Source organism: Natrononativus sp. DTA114 (assembly GCF_059736515.1).
This window is the reverse complement of the sequence record NZ_JCASSN010000001.1, coordinates 554,906-570,199: the sequence shown is the minus strand read 5'-3', so window position 1 is coordinate 570,199 and position 15,294 is coordinate 554,906. Positions and strand designations below refer to the sequence as shown.

Annotated in this window: 17 protein-coding genes; 12 read left to right on the top strand and 5 right to left on the bottom strand. The window is 64.7% G+C overall.

Going from position 1 to position 15,294, the window contains the following annotated elements; all coding sequences use genetic code 11:
* The first annotated feature begins 55 nt into the window (after positions 1–55).
* Positions 56–835 (top strand): PHP domain-containing protein, encoded by a 780-nt coding sequence (locus AC6I6S_RS02985; RefSeq protein WP_497948243.1) that lies wholly within the window; start codon positions 56–58, stop codon positions 833–835.
* A 26-nt stretch (positions 836–861) separates the two neighbouring features.
* Here AC6I6S_RS02985 and AC6I6S_RS02980 read toward each other — a convergent pair whose 3' ends face one another.
* Positions 862–1,515: a DUF6517 family protein gene (locus AC6I6S_RS02980; RefSeq protein ID WP_497948242.1), complete on the bottom strand. Its 654-nt coding sequence runs from the start codon at positions 1,513–1,515 to the stop codon at positions 862–864.
* Between the two features lie 123 nt (positions 1,516–1,638).
* On the opposite strand from AC6I6S_RS02980, the gene AC6I6S_RS02975 reads away from it, so the two are divergent.
* Both AC6I6S_RS02975 and AC6I6S_RS02970 read left to right on the top strand, forming a co-directional pair.
* Complete coding sequence (locus AC6I6S_RS02975; protein WP_497948241.1) at positions 1,639–2,760, top strand: pyridoxal phosphate-dependent aminotransferase; 1,122 nt, start codon at positions 1,639–1,641, stop codon at positions 2,758–2,760.
* Positions 2,761–2,833: 73 nt separating this feature from the next.
* Positions 2,834–3,061 (top strand): hypothetical protein, encoded by a 228-nt coding sequence (locus tag AC6I6S_RS02970; protein WP_497948240.1) that lies wholly within the window; start codon positions 2,834–2,836, stop codon positions 3,059–3,061.
* A gap of 65 nt (positions 3,062–3,126) precedes the next feature.
* Here the strand turns inward: AC6I6S_RS02970 and AC6I6S_RS02965 are convergent, their stop codons facing one another.
* Positions 3,127–3,414 carry a DUF8152 family protein gene (locus AC6I6S_RS02965; protein ID WP_497948239.1) on the bottom strand — a complete coding sequence of 96 codons (288 nt, stop codon included), beginning with the start codon at positions 3,412–3,414 and terminating at the stop codon, positions 3,127–3,129.
* Positions 3,415–3,506: 92 nt separating this feature from the next.
* On the opposite strand from AC6I6S_RS02965, the gene AC6I6S_RS02960 reads away from it, so the two are divergent.
* The 4 genes from AC6I6S_RS02960 (at position 3,507) to AC6I6S_RS02945 (ending at position 7,370) form a co-directional block, all read left to right on the top strand.
* Complete coding sequence (locus AC6I6S_RS02960; protein ID WP_497948238.1) at positions 3,507–4,925, top strand: FAD-binding oxidoreductase; 1,419 nt, start codon at positions 3,507–3,509, stop codon at positions 4,923–4,925.
* 91 nt (positions 4,926–5,016) lie between these two features.
* Positions 5,017–5,931 (top strand): beta-propeller fold lactonase family protein, encoded by a 915-nt coding sequence (locus AC6I6S_RS02955; protein ID WP_497948237.1) that lies wholly within the window; start codon positions 5,017–5,019, stop codon positions 5,929–5,931.
* 79 nt (positions 5,932–6,010) lie between these two features.
* A complete protein-coding gene (locus AC6I6S_RS02950; RefSeq protein WP_497948236.1) occupies positions 6,011–6,436 on the top strand; it encodes an NUDIX hydrolase in 426 nt (141 codons plus the stop codon).
* A 73-nt stretch (positions 6,437–6,509) separates the two neighbouring features.
* A complete protein-coding gene (locus AC6I6S_RS02945) occupies positions 6,510–7,370 on the top strand; it encodes a UbiA family prenyltransferase (protein WP_497948235.1) in 861 nt (286 codons plus the stop codon).
* A gap of 748 nt (positions 7,371–8,118) precedes the next feature.
* On the opposite strand, the gene AC6I6S_RS02940 is transcribed toward AC6I6S_RS02945, so the two are convergent.
* On the bottom strand, positions 8,119–8,811 hold the full coding sequence (locus AC6I6S_RS02940; protein ID WP_497948234.1) for a class I SAM-dependent methyltransferase: 693 nt from the start codon (positions 8,809–8,811) through the stop codon (positions 8,119–8,121).
* A gap of 149 nt (positions 8,812–8,960) precedes the next feature.
* On the opposite strand from AC6I6S_RS02940, the gene AC6I6S_RS02935 reads away from it, so the two are divergent.
* The 3 genes from AC6I6S_RS02935 to AC6I6S_RS02925 all read left to right on the top strand — a co-directional run bounded on the left by AC6I6S_RS02935 (position 8,961) and on the right by AC6I6S_RS02925 (position 10,856).
* Complete coding sequence (locus AC6I6S_RS02935; RefSeq protein ID WP_497948233.1) at positions 8,961–9,374, top strand: thiol-disulfide oxidoreductase DCC family protein; 414 nt, start codon at positions 8,961–8,963, stop codon at positions 9,372–9,374.
* A 63-nt stretch (positions 9,375–9,437) separates the two neighbouring features.
* Positions 9,438–9,959 carry a hypothetical protein gene (locus AC6I6S_RS02930; protein WP_497948232.1) on the top strand — a complete coding sequence of 174 codons (522 nt, stop codon included), beginning with the start codon at positions 9,438–9,440 and terminating at the stop codon, positions 9,957–9,959.
* Positions 9,960–10,085: 126 nt separating this feature from the next.
* Entirely contained in the window at positions 10,086–10,856 is a 771-nt protein-coding gene (locus AC6I6S_RS02925; protein ID WP_497948231.1) for an SH3 domain-containing protein, read from the top strand.
* A 44-nt stretch (positions 10,857–10,900) separates the two neighbouring features.
* Here AC6I6S_RS02925 and AC6I6S_RS02920 read toward each other — a convergent pair whose 3' ends face one another.
* Complete coding sequence (locus AC6I6S_RS02920) at positions 10,901–12,265, bottom strand: FAD-dependent oxidoreductase (protein WP_497948230.1); 1,365 nt, start codon at positions 12,263–12,265, stop codon at positions 10,901–10,903.
* A gap of 43 nt (positions 12,266–12,308) precedes the next feature.
* The gene (locus AC6I6S_RS02915; protein ID WP_497948229.1) at positions 12,309–13,679 is read right to left on the bottom strand and encodes a DUF389 domain-containing protein; all 1,371 of its coding nucleotides are present in this window, start codon (positions 13,677–13,679) and stop codon (positions 12,309–12,311) included.
* Between the two features lie 118 nt (positions 13,680–13,797).
* Here AC6I6S_RS02915 and AC6I6S_RS02910 point away from each other — a divergent pair, with 118 nt between their 5' ends.
* The gene (locus AC6I6S_RS02910) at positions 13,798–14,082 is read left to right on the top strand and encodes a DUF357 domain-containing protein (RefSeq protein ID WP_497948228.1); all 285 of its coding nucleotides are present in this window, start codon (positions 13,798–13,800) and stop codon (positions 14,080–14,082) included.
* 223 nt (positions 14,083–14,305) lie between these two features.
* Positions 14,306–15,277 (top strand): transcription initiation factor IIB, encoded by a 972-nt coding sequence (locus AC6I6S_RS02905; RefSeq protein ID WP_497948227.1) that lies wholly within the window; start codon positions 14,306–14,308, stop codon positions 15,275–15,277.
* Positions 15,278–15,294: the final 17 nt, after the last annotated feature.

Sequence of the window (15,294 nt, the reverse complement as noted above, 5' to 3'; positions counted from 1 at the left end):
CGCGGACGCTGTCGGAGTCACGAGCTTTACCTAGCAGGCCGGCTTACGTCATCCCGTGTCCCTCACCGCGGATTATCACGTCCACACGAACTACTCCGACGGCCGCCCGCTCCCGGAGATGCTTTCAGCCGCCGCAAACGCGGGCCTCGAGGCGATCGGGTTCACCGATCACTGTAACGTCTCCGAGCGGTCGCCGCTCGCGGCGACGAAGCGAGAGCTCGGCTTCAACCTCGATCTGACCTACGAACGACGACGGGCCGCACTCGACGCACTCGCTGCGGAAACCGACCTCCGGCTCTACGACGGGGTGGAACTCGACTACGATCCCCGCGACGAGACGGCGATCGCGGCGTTTCTCGAGGACGCCGGGTTCGACTACGCCATCGGGAGCGTTCACGAGATGGACGGAACGGTGATCTTCGACCAGGATCACTTCGCAGCCAGATCCGAGTCTGCGATCGCCGAACTGGTCGACGACTACTACGATCGGCTCCGTACGCTGATCGAGTCGGAGCTGTTCGACGTCGTCGGGCATCTCGATGCGATCGAACGGACGCCGGCGCTGCGAGGCTACACCACGACCGATCACTGGCACGCGATCGCGGACGCGCTCGCCACCTCCTCGACGCGCCCCGAGATCAACGCGGGCGCGATCGGCGGCTACGGCGAGTACCATCCGGCGCCGGAGTTTCTCGAGGCGCTTCGCTCGGCGGACGTTTCCTTCGTTCCGGGGAGTGACTCACACCGATCGGGAGAGCTCGAGTCGCGAACGGCGGCGCTTTCGGAGCGCTTCGACGAACTGGGACTCGAGCCGGCGTCACCCCCGTCGCTGTGAGTGTGCGGGGACGGGGGGTCGGCTGGTTACGACCGCCGCTCGACGGACTCCATCAGTAGCTCGACGTTGACGCCCTCGTCGGCGAGCAGTTCGGGATATCCCCCAAGCAGAACGACGAAATCGTCGCCGTGTTCGAAGGCGGTGAGCAACAGGTCGATCTCGAGCGTCTCGCCGTCGATCTCTGTCGAGCCCTGAAATCGGTCGACGGAGCGCTCCTCGCCGAGAATCGGGAGCCCGATCGTCTCGTCGTGACTGAGGTTCTCGAGGTCCCCGAGCCCGCCGTCCAACTCCCCGCTGATCTCCGCGAGCAGTTCCTCGGAATCCATCTCCGCGAGCGGGTTGTGCGACGAGCCGAGCACGTTCATGCCGGGCATCGAGACGGCAGCGAACGTCGCTGCCTCGCGTTGCTGGCCCAGGAGTTCGACCTCTTTCACGTACACAGAGGTCCAGTAGGTCGCCTGGATGGTCCGCTCGAGGCCGACGTCGACGTCCTCCTCGTGGAAGTTTCGCTCGGCAATCGACTCCGCGTACTCGGTTTCCGCGAGCACCGCCTCGCTCGGGGCGACGCGCGTCGAGTCGAACTCGAGGGGGGCCCGTCCGAGCGCAAAATCGAGACAGCCAGCCGAGAGCGCGAGAACACAGGTAGCTCCGCCAGCGAGAACGCGTCTCCGGGTAGTCATACCACGGGTGTCGGCGAGCTAGCGCCATATTCCTTCCGGAGAACCAGTACATCGTATAAGATGGTTCGTAGGGATCGAACCCATACATCAAGAGTTATCGGGGGTTGTCTCCCCTAGTAAGGCATGACGGAGTTTTCAGACCGCGTCGAGCAGGTGTCGATCAGCGGCATTCGCGAGGTGTTCGAAGCCGCCGGCGAGGATGCGATCAACCTCGGGATCGGCCAGCCGGACTTCCCCACGCCGGAACATGCCCGCCGGGCCGCCGTCAACGCGGTGGAGGCGGGAAAAACCGACGCCTACACCTCCAACAAGGGGATCATCGAGCTCCGCGAGGCGATTTCGGCGAAGTACGACCGTGACTACGGGCTCGCCGTCGATCCCGGCGACGCCATCGTCACCGCCGGTGGGAGCGAGGCGCTTCACCTCGCGCTCGAGGCCCACGTCGACCCGGGCCAGGAAGTGATCTTCCCCGATCCGGGTTTCGTCGCGTACGACGCGCTGACGCGAATCGCCGGCGGGACGCCGAAACCCGTCGCCCTCCGCGACGATCTCACCCTCGATCCCGCCGCCGTCGAGGAGGCGATCACCGAGGACACCGCCGTCTTCATCGTCAACAGCCCCGGCAACCCCACGGGCGCGGTCCAGAGCGAGGACGACGTCCGGGAGTTCGCCCGGATCGCCGACGAGCACGACGTGCTCTGTCTCTCCGACGAGGTGTACGAGCACATCGTCTTCGAGGGGACCCACCGCTCGCCGATGGAGTTTGCAAACACCGACAACGTCGTCGTCGTCAGCGCCTGTTCGAAGACGTACTCGATGACCGGCTGGCGGCTGGGCTGGGTCGTCGGCTCGAACCGTCGGATCGAGCGGATGCTTCGGATCCACCAGTACTGCCAGGCCTGCGCGAGCGCGCCGGCTCAGTACGCCGCAGAGGCCGCCCTCTCGGGCCCCCAGGACTGCGTGGACCAGATGGTCCAGGCGTTCGAGCGCCGCCGCGACACCGTCGTCGACGGGCTCGAAGACGCTGGCCTCGACGTACCGACCCCGTCCGGTGCGTTCTACGCGATGCCGGAGGTGCCCGAGGGCTGGTGTGACGAAGTGCTCGAGCGCGGCGTCGTCGTCGTCCCCGGCGAGGCCTTCGGCGCGAACGGGGCAGGGTACGCCCGCCTCTCCTACGCGACGGCGATGGACGAGTTGAAGGAGGCCCTCGAGATCATCGACGACGCCACGGCGGCCGTTCAGTAACGCTCCGGCGCGTGCACTCGATGAACGCCGAACGCACCGACGACGAACCCGATTCAGCAACCCACTCCACACGATGACGAACGCGAAACAGCCAGTTCTCGAACTCCTCGAGGAAACCGGACTCGCCCTTCCGGTAGCCGTACTCGACAACGAACTCGAACCGCCGCACCGAACGATCGATCGCACGCTCACGGAACTCGAGCGGGACGGACTCGTCGAGCGAGACGAGCGGTACGAGGCGTTCTTCCGAATCACCGAGAGCGGGCGGACGGTCCTCGAGAGCAGGTTCGAGGACGACTAATCGGCTCGACCGCGACGATCGACGTATCGACAAGCGGGCGGGTCCGCACTCGGGCGTGACGGCGCTCAGTCGAGGATCTCCGCACAGAGACTGCGGGCTGCCTCGACGTGCTCGTCGGCCCGGTCGTTCTCCGTCTCGCCGGCCTCCTCGAGCAGGTGCCGAGCCTGGCCCACCCGCTTGCGAACAGTGGCGTCGTCCAGGTCGTTCTCGGCCGCGTCCCGGACGACGGCTTCGGCCTCGCCGAGCCAGCGGTTGGTCCGCGAGTCGATCGGGAGCGACGCCGTAGCCTCGAGGTGATCGTGGAGTTCGCGTACCCGCGCTTCGAGTGGCTCCTCGGACCCGTCGGTTGTCATACCTCGGCTCTCGGCCCCCGGAAGCGTGGGCGTTTCGGTGGCGGCTCTGCCGCGTCGAAAACCTTCATACACCGCCTCCCCCAGGAGAGGGTATGACACGCGACTGCTCGTTCCTCGAGGATCTCCCGCTGGCGGCCGACCAGATCTCGTTCGCGACCGGCAGCCGGGAGGCCCACGCCACGGACTGGGGAGCCGAGCGCTACGGCCACGGAGTAACACCGGACGCGGTCGTCTGGCCGGCGTCGACCGACGACGTGGCAGCCGTCCTCGCCGCGGCCACGGAACGAGGGGTGCCGGTAACCGCCTACGCCGCGGGGACGGGACTCGAAGGAAACGCCGTGCCGGCCCACCGCGGGATCAGCCTCGACCTGACCCGGATGGACGACGTGCGGGACTACCGACCCGACGACTTCCAGATCGACGTCGGTCCCGGCGTCATCGGCTCTGCCGTCGACGAGCACGTCGCGAGCGACGGGCTGTTCTTCCCCCCGCTGCCGTCTTCGGGCGAAATCGCGACCGTCGGCGGGATGCTCGCGACCGACGCCAGCGGGATGCGCACGGTGAAGTACGGCGAGGTGTCGGACTGGACGCTCCGCCTCGAGGTCGTCCTTGCCGACGGCACCGTCATCCAAACCGGCTCGCGGGCCGCGAAGTCCTCGAGCGGCTACAACCTCACCGATCTCTTCGTCGGCAGCGAGGGCACCCTGGGGGTGATCACGGAGGCGACGCTCGAATTGGCCGGTCGGCCCGAACAGATCCGCGGTGGACGGGCGATTTTCGATAGTCTGGACGAGGCGACCGCCGCCGTCTCCGACGCCGTCCGCTCGGGCGTCGACGTCGCGACGATCGAACTGATCGACGAACTGAGTGCCCGGATGGCGAACGCCTACCTCGACGCCGATCTGCCCGAGTCGCCGATGGTGTTCCTCGAGTTCCACGCCAACCACGGCGTCGAGGCCGAAATCGAGCTCTGCGAACTCGTCTTCGAAGCTCACAGCGTCGAGCGGTTCGAGATCGCGAGCAAGGCGGAGATGGGCGACCTCTGGGAAGCCCGGACCGAACTCGCTCCCGCCACCTCAGCCTACGACCCCGGCCGCGAGATGATCCACCCCGGCGACGTGACCGTCCCGATCAGCGCTTATCCCGACCTCGTCGGCTTCGCGAAGGAACTCGAGGCCCAACACGACCTTCTGATACCGTGTTTCGGCCACGCGGGCGACGGCAACCTTCACTACACCGTACTGGTCGATCACGACGACCCCGAGGAGGTGGCGCTCTGTGAGGACGTCTACGAGCGGATCGTCCGTCGGGCGATCGGTCTCGGGGGCACCGCGACGGGAGAGCACGGTATCGGTGCGGGCAAGCAGGCCTACCTGGAAGTCGAACACGGCTCCGCCGTCGGCGTCATGCGAGCGGTCAAGCTGGCGCTCGACCCGACGGACACCCTGAATCCGGGGAAGCTCTTCCCCGAGACGCGAGACGGCGGCCGACTCGAGGGACGACGGCAGTAGGTCACGGATTCGCGTTCAGCCGCACCCGAGGCTCGAGGCGGCTCTTGCCGCGGCTCCGGGGTTTAGGTTCCTGGCGCGGCAGGAATCGCGTATGACCGACCAGCTACTGGTCCTCAACAAGGACTCGGACACGATGTCGGTGCTCGACGCCGACACCGGCGAGACCGAGACCGTCGTCGAGACGGACTTCAATCCCCACGAAATTACCGTCACGCCCGGCGGTGAGAAGGTCTACGTCACCTGCTCGCTCGGCGGCTCGCTGCTCGTCTTCGACACCGACGGCTGGGACCTGCTCGAGCGGATCGAACACGAGGCCTTCGACTTTCCCCACGGGCTGGCGATCCGGGAGTCCGCCGGGGAACTGTGGCTCGCCTCGACGTACAGCAGCCAGGTGTACGTCATCGACACCGACACCGACGAGATCCTCGAGCACTTCCCGACCCACCAGGACAAGTCCCACATGGTCGCGCTCACGCCCGACGAGTCGCGGGCGTTTATCGCGAACATCGGCAGCGAGAACGTAACCGCGATCGACTGCGAGGAGCGCCGAATCCTCGCAGATCCGATCGTCGGCGAGGAGCCCGAGGGGATCGAAGTTCACCCCGAGGGCGGGTTGCTCGTGGCGAATCAGGGTGACGACATGCTCTCGGTGCTCGACCCGGACACCTTCGAGGATCGGGGTCGCGCGCTGCTCGGCGAGAACCCGATCCGCGTGGTGTCCTCGCCCGACGGTCGGCACGTCCTCGTCCCCAACCGCGAGGGCGACGACGTCTCGCTGATCGACACCGAACACGTCCGCGACGGCGAGCAACGGCCCTGGGAGATCAAGCGGATCGGCGTCGGCATCTGGCCCGGCGGCACCGTTTTCGCCCCCGACGGCGAGCGGGCGTTCGTCGCGAACAACAAGACCAACGACGTGAGCGTGATCGACTGCGATTCCTGGAGCGAGGTTGACCGCTACGACACCGAACTCCACCCGGACGGGATCGCCTACCTCGAGCGGTAGCGCGGTGGCGATCGTTATGCCGTCGCGCCGCTCAAGCGGAGACAGAAGCGGTATGACTTCGGGGCTCCCTTTCCTCCCCATGAGTTCCGACTACCCCGTCGTCGAGAAGGCCTACGCCTACGCAACCCGCGAGCGACGGAGCGGCCTCGAGCTACTCGTCTTCGACCACCCGACGGCTGACGGCGGCCCGCAGGTGCCGAAGGGGACGGTCGACGAGGGGGAAACGCCGGCCGAAGCCGTCGTCCGCGAACTCGAGGAGGAAAGCGGCGTCACCGACCCGCTCGACGTGATCCACATCGAGACGGACCGCTGGCTCCACGAACGCCGTGGGAAGCTCTATCGGCGTCATTTCTTTCACCTCCCGCTCGCGGAGGAGCGCGAGCAGTGGACCCACACGGTAACCGGCGACGGCGTCGACGGCGGGATGGTGTTTTCGTACTACTGGGTCGTCCCGCCGGTATCGCTGGCTCGAGAGATGGACGCCCACCTCGGGACCCTGGAGTAACCGCCGGACGCGACTGAGTGCCTGCGCAGTTGCCACCCGCGGTATTATACATCAGCCCGTCGTCACTCGAGACATGTCGCTCGCGCGAAACGGGTCGGGACTCGAGCCGACGGTCCGCGCGTATCTCTCCCAGGTCCATCCCGTGTTCATGTTGCCGCCGCTGGCGGCATCGCTGTTCGGGGCGATCCTCGCGGCGTCGGTCGATCCCTTCCTCGCGGGGGTACACGTCGTCGCCATGTTTTCGGCGGTGTACACCGCCCACGTCAAGGACGGCTACGTCGACTTCTACGTCCGCGGCGAGGACGACGACCATCCGATGACCGAGTGGGGCTGTCACGTCGGCCTCGCGCTATCGACGGGGCTGTTCGCGGTGTGCTGTGCACTGCTGTTCGTTTTCGTCGACTGGATCGCCGTCGCGCTCACGCTCCCGACGTGGCTCATCGCCTTCCACCACGCACCGCAGCTCGATATGAATCCGGTGACGGCGACCACCGGCTACCCCCTGGGAATCGCGCTCGCAATCCTCGGTGGTTTCTACGTCCAGGCTGGCACCATCGGCGCGGTTCCGTTCGGCTTCGCCGTCGTCTTCCTTGCGTTGCTCTCGGGGATCAAGGTGATCGACGACGCACAGGACTACGACTACGATAAGTCGATCCGCAAGCGCACGGTCGCCGTCGTCGTCGGCCCCGATCGGGCGTACACCGTCGCCTACGGGCTGATGGTGGCGGGCCTGCTCGCGGTGGTCGCCTTGGCCGTCGCGCGCGTGTTTCCCCCCACTGCTGTCCTCGCGGTGCTGGCGTTCGGTGCCGTCGCGCTGCTTGCGAGTCGAGCCGAACCCGATATCGCGACCATGTTGCTCATCCGCGGCTCGTACGTCTTTCTCGCGGTGCTCGTCGCGGCGGTGTGGTTCGAACCGCTCGCCGGATTTGTGTAAGAGCTGATGGCCCTCGTCGGATCTCGGGACACTGATAGACATGCCGTGCTGAATATCGAGGATGGATGCAGCACCGTGACCCACTTTATTTCGTCCAGTTGGCGCTGAATCACCCAAAAAGAATCTCCTAACTCAGCAGTCAATATCTGTATACTGTAGCAGTTCCGCACTATCGGGGAGCCTCCATATCGAACACTTACGTGGAGACAAAAGTCATCGTCTACATTGATTCGTTCCATGAGTTCGAGGGAGTCTGCGAATTCATCAACTGCAGCGTGAAAAGCGACTGGAAACGCATCCTCGGGCGGTTCAATCCTCACCGTGTCATTGGTTCCTGCATCAACCGAATACGAATCCCACTCTATAACGCCATCTTCGGTCTCGAGAGTGATATGGAACGTACGGGATTCATCGCCCATGTTACGAAGAGTTGCGTCTACTTCGAGGACAGCGGGAGTCTCTTCAAGAAACTCGAGGCAACCGCCAAATAGAGAGACGAGGGCAGTACCTGCTACAATTATCTTACGTCGGGAAGGCATTAGTCAGCATCAAGTTAAGAACCGATCATGTTCAATACTCTGGAATTCTCTCGGCCGTTACTATCGGCATTACCTGTACTGAGCGTTCAACCTCCCGTGTTGATCGCTCCTCAACCCGTGCCACATTCGCGCTCTGTCTTCAGCATAGCTACGAGAAAATATCACTGGGAAAACAGTTTAACGAACCCCAGCTGCTCGAACTGTGCCGACTACTCGCCCCTCCACTGACAGACGTAGTCGGCGTAGAACCCGCGCTCGTAGGTCGCCTCGAGCACCTCGAACCCCGCCTCTTCGAGCATCGACTCGAGCAGGAAGTCGTATGTGCTGAACTCCTCGCGGAAGTGGGCGTGGAGTTCCTCGGTAGTGAAATCGGTATCCGTCATCGCCTCGAGCCACGCCTCGATCTCCTCGTTGCTGTCCCGCGGATCGAACGAGTAGACGAGGTCGCGCAGCCGAAAGATCCCGCCTGGCTCGAGCGTGTCGCCGACGGTTTGCAGCGCCTCGACCTTCCAGAAGTCGGGGAGGAGGTGGAGCGCGTTCTTCGAGAAGACGTATTCGGCGGGGTCGCCCCGATGGTCGTAGCTCACGAAACCGTCGTGGACGAGTTCGACGTTGTCGACCCCGCGGTCCTCGAGTTTCTCGCGTGCGACCTCGAGCATCGTCTCCGATACGTCGACGGCGATCACGCGGTCGCAGTGGTCGGCGACCGCGAGCGGAAACACGCCGGTTCCGGTGCCGAAATCGACGACGGTGTCCTCGGCGGAGAGGCCGTACTCGAGCAGTAACTGGATCTCGTCGGTGGGATCGAAGGGGATCTTCTCGTCGTAGCGGGCGACCTGTTCGGTCTCGAGGTGTTCCTCGCCGGCGTATCGTCGCTCGTCCAGCAGCCAACTGGCCGTCATACTCGTCCTTTCTCGGTCGTCACGAAAACGTTGCGGGTGGTGTGTTACCTGGGCGAGGTGAGCCACGCAAGCGCTCGAGGACCTGATGAATCGCCGTCTCACTGTCGTGATCGGAACGCTGAACAGGGGCGATATCGTAGCTTCGCCCGATGGGTAACGAAACCTCTGATGGTCCGATTATCCTCTTCGACGGCGTCTGCAACCTCTGTAACGGTTTCGTCCAGTTCGTCGTGCCGCGCGATCCGGAGGGCACGTTTCGGTTCGCCTCGCTCCAGTCGGACGTCGGTCAGGAACTGCTGGCCGAGCACGGCCTGCCGACCGACGAACTCGAGTCCATCGTGCTCGTCGAGGGTGACGACTACTACGTGAAATCGTCCGCGGTGATCCGGATCGCCACGAGACTGGGCGGGATCTACCGACTGCTCTGGCCCGGGAAGTTTCTCCCTCGCCGGATCCGCGACTGGGCCTACGACTTCGTCGCCGCTCGCCGCTACCGGTGGTTCGGCGAGAAAGAACAGTGTATGATGCCGACCGGCGACGTTCGGACGCGGTTTCTCGAGTAATTGGCGGTATCCTCCTCCAGCACTTCTTTCGGAAATTACCTATAGTTTCGGAGCGTAGGTGGCGTGAAACTCTCCGAAAGCATGAACGACCGTATCGACAGCCTGGTGAGTGCCTACAGGAACGAGGGTGCGATCTGCCCCGACGCGCTCGAGCGCTGTGGCGCACAGTACCGGGCGCAGGGAAATCTCACGCGCCAGCAACTGTACGCGCTCGCATACGAAGTGTCGGCCCGGAACGCCCATCTCGTCTTCGAGAACACCAATCGGGAGTGCGAGTCCGTAACGGGGAACGTCGCCGAACTCGAGGACGACCTCTCGCGCGTGACGCTGTTGACCGGGTTGACCGGGGTCGAGACGCGAACTGCGTCCTGCGTTCTGGCCGGCTTCAATCCACAGCGGTACGCGATCGTCGATCGAAGTGTTCGGGACGGGCTGGTCTGTCTCGGTCGCTTTCGCGGTTCGACGGACCGGATCACGTCCCGCGAGTACTGCCGGCTGCTCGAACACGTGCGGGAGATTGCGGCAGACCTCGAGCGCCCGCCCGCCGAGGTCGGGTTCGCCCTCTCCGCGTACGGGGCGGAGTAGCCGGCTACAGGTGCCGGTACTCGATCGAATCGATCACCCCGACCTCGGCGAATCCACCTACATGTACGTTTTCATGACGTATTCGACACAATCGGTAATGGCGACGGCGGGCTGTGTTCGATCGGTATGGACCGATCACGACGTCGACTCCTGCGAACTGCGGGTGTATCGCTCGGAAGCGTTGCCGTCCTGGGAAGCGCGGCATCGACGGTAAACGCGTCGTTCAGCGACGGCGACGCCGTCAGAACGACGACGGGGCTCAACGGTCGCGAGGGACCGGGGCTCCACTACGACGTCGTCAACACCTATCCCGAAGGGACGAGCGGCGAGATCATGAACGGCCCCGAAACGAGCGACGGCTACACCTGGTGGGGCGTTCACTTCCCGAGTTACAACGACTGGGTCTGGTGTGCGGGCGCCTACCTCGAGCACGAATCGGGTGGCGATCCGGGCGGCTGTACCAACCAGTTCCACACCAGCCAGAACGTCGACGACCTCGCCAGGATCATCATGTCCGAGGCGTCGATCAGCGACACCCCTGCCCGAACCGCCGTCGGCTTCACCGTTCCGACACGGATGGAACAGCAGGGCGTCACCAGCGTCCGTGACGTCTGGGGCGCGTACGCGACGGGTCAGGATCCGACCGCCGAGATCACCAGTCTGGCCGACGACATCCTCGCCTGCCGCGTCGCGGACAACAGCGGCGGCGCGACGCACTTCTACTCGCCGATGAGCATGCCCAAGGAGGGCGACGACACGAGCGGCTACGACACGAGCGGTGGTCTCGAGTGGACCGAGGGGCTCGACCGGCGCAACTACCGTCCCGGCTGGTCGCTCGAACTCGAGCGGGTGTACGTCGACGACGTGCCGGAGAAAGAGTTCAAGTTTTACCGCTGACGGCTCGGTGGGGCGGTCGCCGCTTCGCAGCGAAGCGGCCGGCGTCAGTCGTCGGCGGCCGCGGCTTCCGCCTCGCTCGAGTCCGCGCGCTCGAGGTCCTCGAGGTACTCGTCGGCGTCGATCGCCGCCTTCGAACCCATCCCCGCGGCGGTGACGGCCTGCTGGTAGTGGTAGTCGACGACGTCGCCCGCGCCGAAGATGCCCGGCACGTCGGTCTCGGTCTGGCCGCCCCCGCTCCCTCCCTGGGTGCGGAGGTAGCCCTCCTCGTCCATCTCGACACCGGTTCCCTCGAGGTACTCCGTGTTCGGCGTGTGGCCGATCGCGAGGAAGACGGCTCCGACGTCGAACTCGAACTCGTTGGTCTCGGGGTCGTCCAGGCGGTCGCTCGGGTGACCGGCCTCGTTTTCGACCAGCGTGACGTGGTCGACGCCCTCCGCCTGGGAGCCGTGGACCTCGAGCAGTTCAGTGTTCTTCATGATCTCGATCTCGCCCTCCTCGACTTTCTCGTGGACGCGGTCGATCCAGTAATCCTCCGCGCGGAACTCCTCGCGGCGGTGGGCGAGGTAGACGGTGTCGGCGAACTTCGTCAGGAAGGTTGCCTCCTCCATCGCGGCGTCGCCGCCGCCGACGACGAGCATATCCTCCCCGCGGAAGAACGCGCCGTCGCAGGTCGCACACGTCGAGAGGCCGTAGCCCATCAGGTCGTCCTCGCCGGGGATGCCGAGAGTGCGAGCGCTCGCCCCGGAGGCGGCGATGACGGCGTCGGCAGTGTAGACGTCCCCGTTCGTGAGTTCGACGCGAAACGGCCGCGAAGAGGCGTCGACGGAGTCGACGATCCCGTTTTTCAGTTCGGCACCGAACTGGGTCGCCTGCTCTTTCATGTTATTGACCAGATCGGGTCCGCTGATCCCTTCCGGGAAGCCGGGATAGTTCGCGACGTCGGTCGTGAGGGTGAGCTGTCCGCCGGGCTCGTCGCCCTCGATGACGAGGGGGTCGTTGTTCGAACGTGCCGCGTAAATCGCGGCGGTGAGGCCAGCGATACCGGTACCGGCGATGATCATTTTCCGGTGTTCGGTCACGTCCTCGGCTGTGCCGTCTTCGTTTCGGTTCCCCTCCGAGGCATCGCTCTCCCCGCCATCGGTGACGAGACCGAGTCGCTCGTCGAGTTCACCCGTTTCCTCGAGTGCGTGCGTCTGGTCCCAGCCGCCGACGAGTTCGTCGTCGATGAACACCTCTGGGGCGGTCCGTCGCCCGTCCGCGCGCTCGATCATTTCCTCGAACAGCTCCTCGTTGCCCGTGACGTTGTAGAGGTCGTACTCGACGCCCTTCGCGTCGAAGAGGTCTTTCGCCTTCTCGCAGTACGGACACGCGTCTTTGGTATAGATCTCGACTCGAGGCTGCTCGCTCATACCCAACTCTTGGGAAACGTGGCGTATACGCGTTGCGTTCTCGCTACTGTGACGTCAGGATCCACTCGTGAGACCCGGGAGCGGCGATCGTGGTAGCCGGCACCGGCTGCGAAAGCTGTGCGTGTTGCTCTCCCGACGTCGCACCCTCCACGAACTCGACGTCGACCGTGATCTCCTCGCCGGTCTCGTTCGAGAGGCTCGACGCGATACGGTCGGGGAAGTCGGGGTACGCCTGATCGGCCGGCCGTTCGACCACGACCGTCACGTCGTAGCTATCGGAAAACAGGCCGTAGTCGTAGAACTCCGCCCGTAATTCTCGTAGTTCGAGGGCGGCGTACTCCTCCTCGTCGAGGACCGCGCGGGTTTCCTCGCTGGCGGTGTTTTCGAAGGCGACGTGCTGGTAGAGCACTCCGCCGGCACCGAACATGACCGCGGAGAGTACCAGGACGGCGACGACGACGGAGCCGACCCGATCGCGAGTTGCGTTCGACCGAAGGTTGCCGCCGACCCACTCGGGCGGGCGGTAGCCCAGATAGAGGAAGACGACCAGCCCTGCCAGCACGATCGTGACGGTGTTGATCGCCAGCAGGACGAACGCCCCCAGCGCGACCAGCGGGTAGCCCCAGGCGATGCCGATACCGACCGCAGCCGCGGCGGGGATCAGCGCCGCGGCGATCATCACGCCGACGAGCGACACCGGAAGCGCGGTCGCGAGCCCGAACGCACCCGCGGCGCCGGCACAGACCCCGATCAGCATCGCCAGCAGACCGGGCGAGATCCGGTGTTCGACCTGTCTGATGGCGCTGATGTCGACCGTCGCGGGGATGAAGCCGGCGACCCTGATGAACCAGGCGAACGCGAGTGAGCCGAGGACAGCGACGACGAGGCCGCCGACGAGCGAGCCGACGCCGTCGACGATCATCCGTCGATCGTTCAATACGGTGCCGACGGTGCCCGTCAGCGCGGCACTCATCTGCGGGGCGATCACCATCGAACCGACGACGATCGCCGGCGAATCCAGCAGGAGACCGGCCGTTGCGACGAACGCCGACAGCAGCGTCATCATGTAGTAGGTGAAGTTGCCCGGCGTCATCTCGAGGGCTTTCGATCGGATCTCCTCGTGGGCCACGCTGTCGCCGCCTTCCTCGCCGAGGACGTACCGGTCCTCGAGATCGTCGATGTTCTCCGTCCGGGCGGTTTCGATCGTTGCGACGACCGTGTACTCCTCGTTGTCGAACCCGTTCTGCCGAAGCTCTTCGAACACCGACTCCACTGCCTGGGTCGGGATGGGGAACTCCACGAGAACCGCATCCTCGGTCTCGTTCGTGACCACGTAGTCGATGCCCTCCTCCTCGAGAACGTCGAACACCGCGTCATGCTCGGCATCCGTGACGCGCAACTGAACCAGGCGCATACGGTCCGTACAGTTCTCTCACAAATACGTATTTATCTGTAAATCCGTATTCTGGACGGCCATCCGGGAATTCCTCCGGTGCGATGGCTTTAGGTCGTCGTCGACGTGATTCACGCGTATGCCTGCGGATCTAGCGGAGAAGACCGACCGGTACGGCGAGTTACTCGCGGCGGCGCTCGAGGCGGCGACGATCGCGCCGCCGCCCGAAACGCCGATGGGTGAGGCAGCGGCGGAGTGTTACGAGATGGCCGAATCGTACCTCGAGGACGGCCGACACTTCCGCGATCAGGCCGATCCTGTCAACGCCCTCGCATCATTTTCGTACGGGCACGCCTGGCTCGATGCCGGTGCACGGATCGGACTGTTCGACGTTCCGACAGAAGGGCACCTTTTTACCGTCTGACCGCCTGTAGGCCATACTCCACGAGTGGGTCACGGACCGGTGGTCCGATACGAGTAATTATTGATGATCTATCATCCGATAACCGAAACATACATAACTGGAATCCCGAACAGTATATTAACTAACCGAAATACTTAAGTAGTTTTCGGCCTTACCGTATGTTAGCTGAGGCGACCGGGATTTTCTTCTGGTTTCCCCACCCGGGAGCCCCGAGTAACCCACCATGACAGATACGAAAATCCGAACCTACACTGGCGAGACAGAGGAAGAATCGACTCCGCGGTCGGACGAGCGAGAGCAGTGCCCGGAGTGTGGCGGCCGCCTCGTCTCCGACGAAGAGCATGCAGAAACGGTCTGTAGCGACTGCGGGCTCGTCGTCGAGGAAGCCGAGATCGACCGCGGTCCTGAGTGGCGCGCGTTCGACTCGGCCGAGAAGGACGAGAAGAGTCGCGTGGGAGCACCGACGACCAACATGATGCACGACCAGGGGCTCTCGACGAACATCGGCTGGCAGGACAAAGACGCCTACGGCAAGGCGCTCAGCTCCCGCCAGCGCCAGAAGATGCAGCGCCTGCGCACCTGGAACGAGCGCTTCCGTACCCGCGACTCCAAGGAACGCAACCTCAAGCAGGCCCTCGGCGAGATCGACCGCATGGCCAGCGCCCTGGGACTGCCGGAGAACGTCCGCGAGACGGCGTCGGTGATCTACCGTCGCGCCCTCGAGGAAGACCTCCTTCCAGGGAGATCGATCGAAGGCGTCGCGACGGCGTCGCTGTACGCCGCCGCCCGCCAGGCCGGCACTCCACGGAGCCTTGACGAGATCTCCGCGGTCAGCCGCGTCGACCGCATGGAGCTCACCCGCACCTACCGCTACATCGTCCGGGAACTCGGCCTCGAGGTTCAGCCCGCCGATCCGGAGCACTACCTGCCCCGGTTCATCAGCGGCCTCGACCTCTCCGACGAAACCGAGCGGACGGCGCGAGAGCTGCTCGACTCCGCTCGACGCAAGGGCGTCCACAGCGGCAAGTCGCCGGTCGGCCTCGCAGCGGCGGGCGTCTACGCGGCGGCGTTGCTCACCAACGAGAAGGTGACCCAGAACGACGTCAGCGAGGTCGCCAACATCTCCGAAGTGACCATCCGCAACCGGTACAAGGAGTTGCTCGAGGCCTCCGACTCGGCGACGGCGGCCGTCTAATGCGGATGACCGTGTTA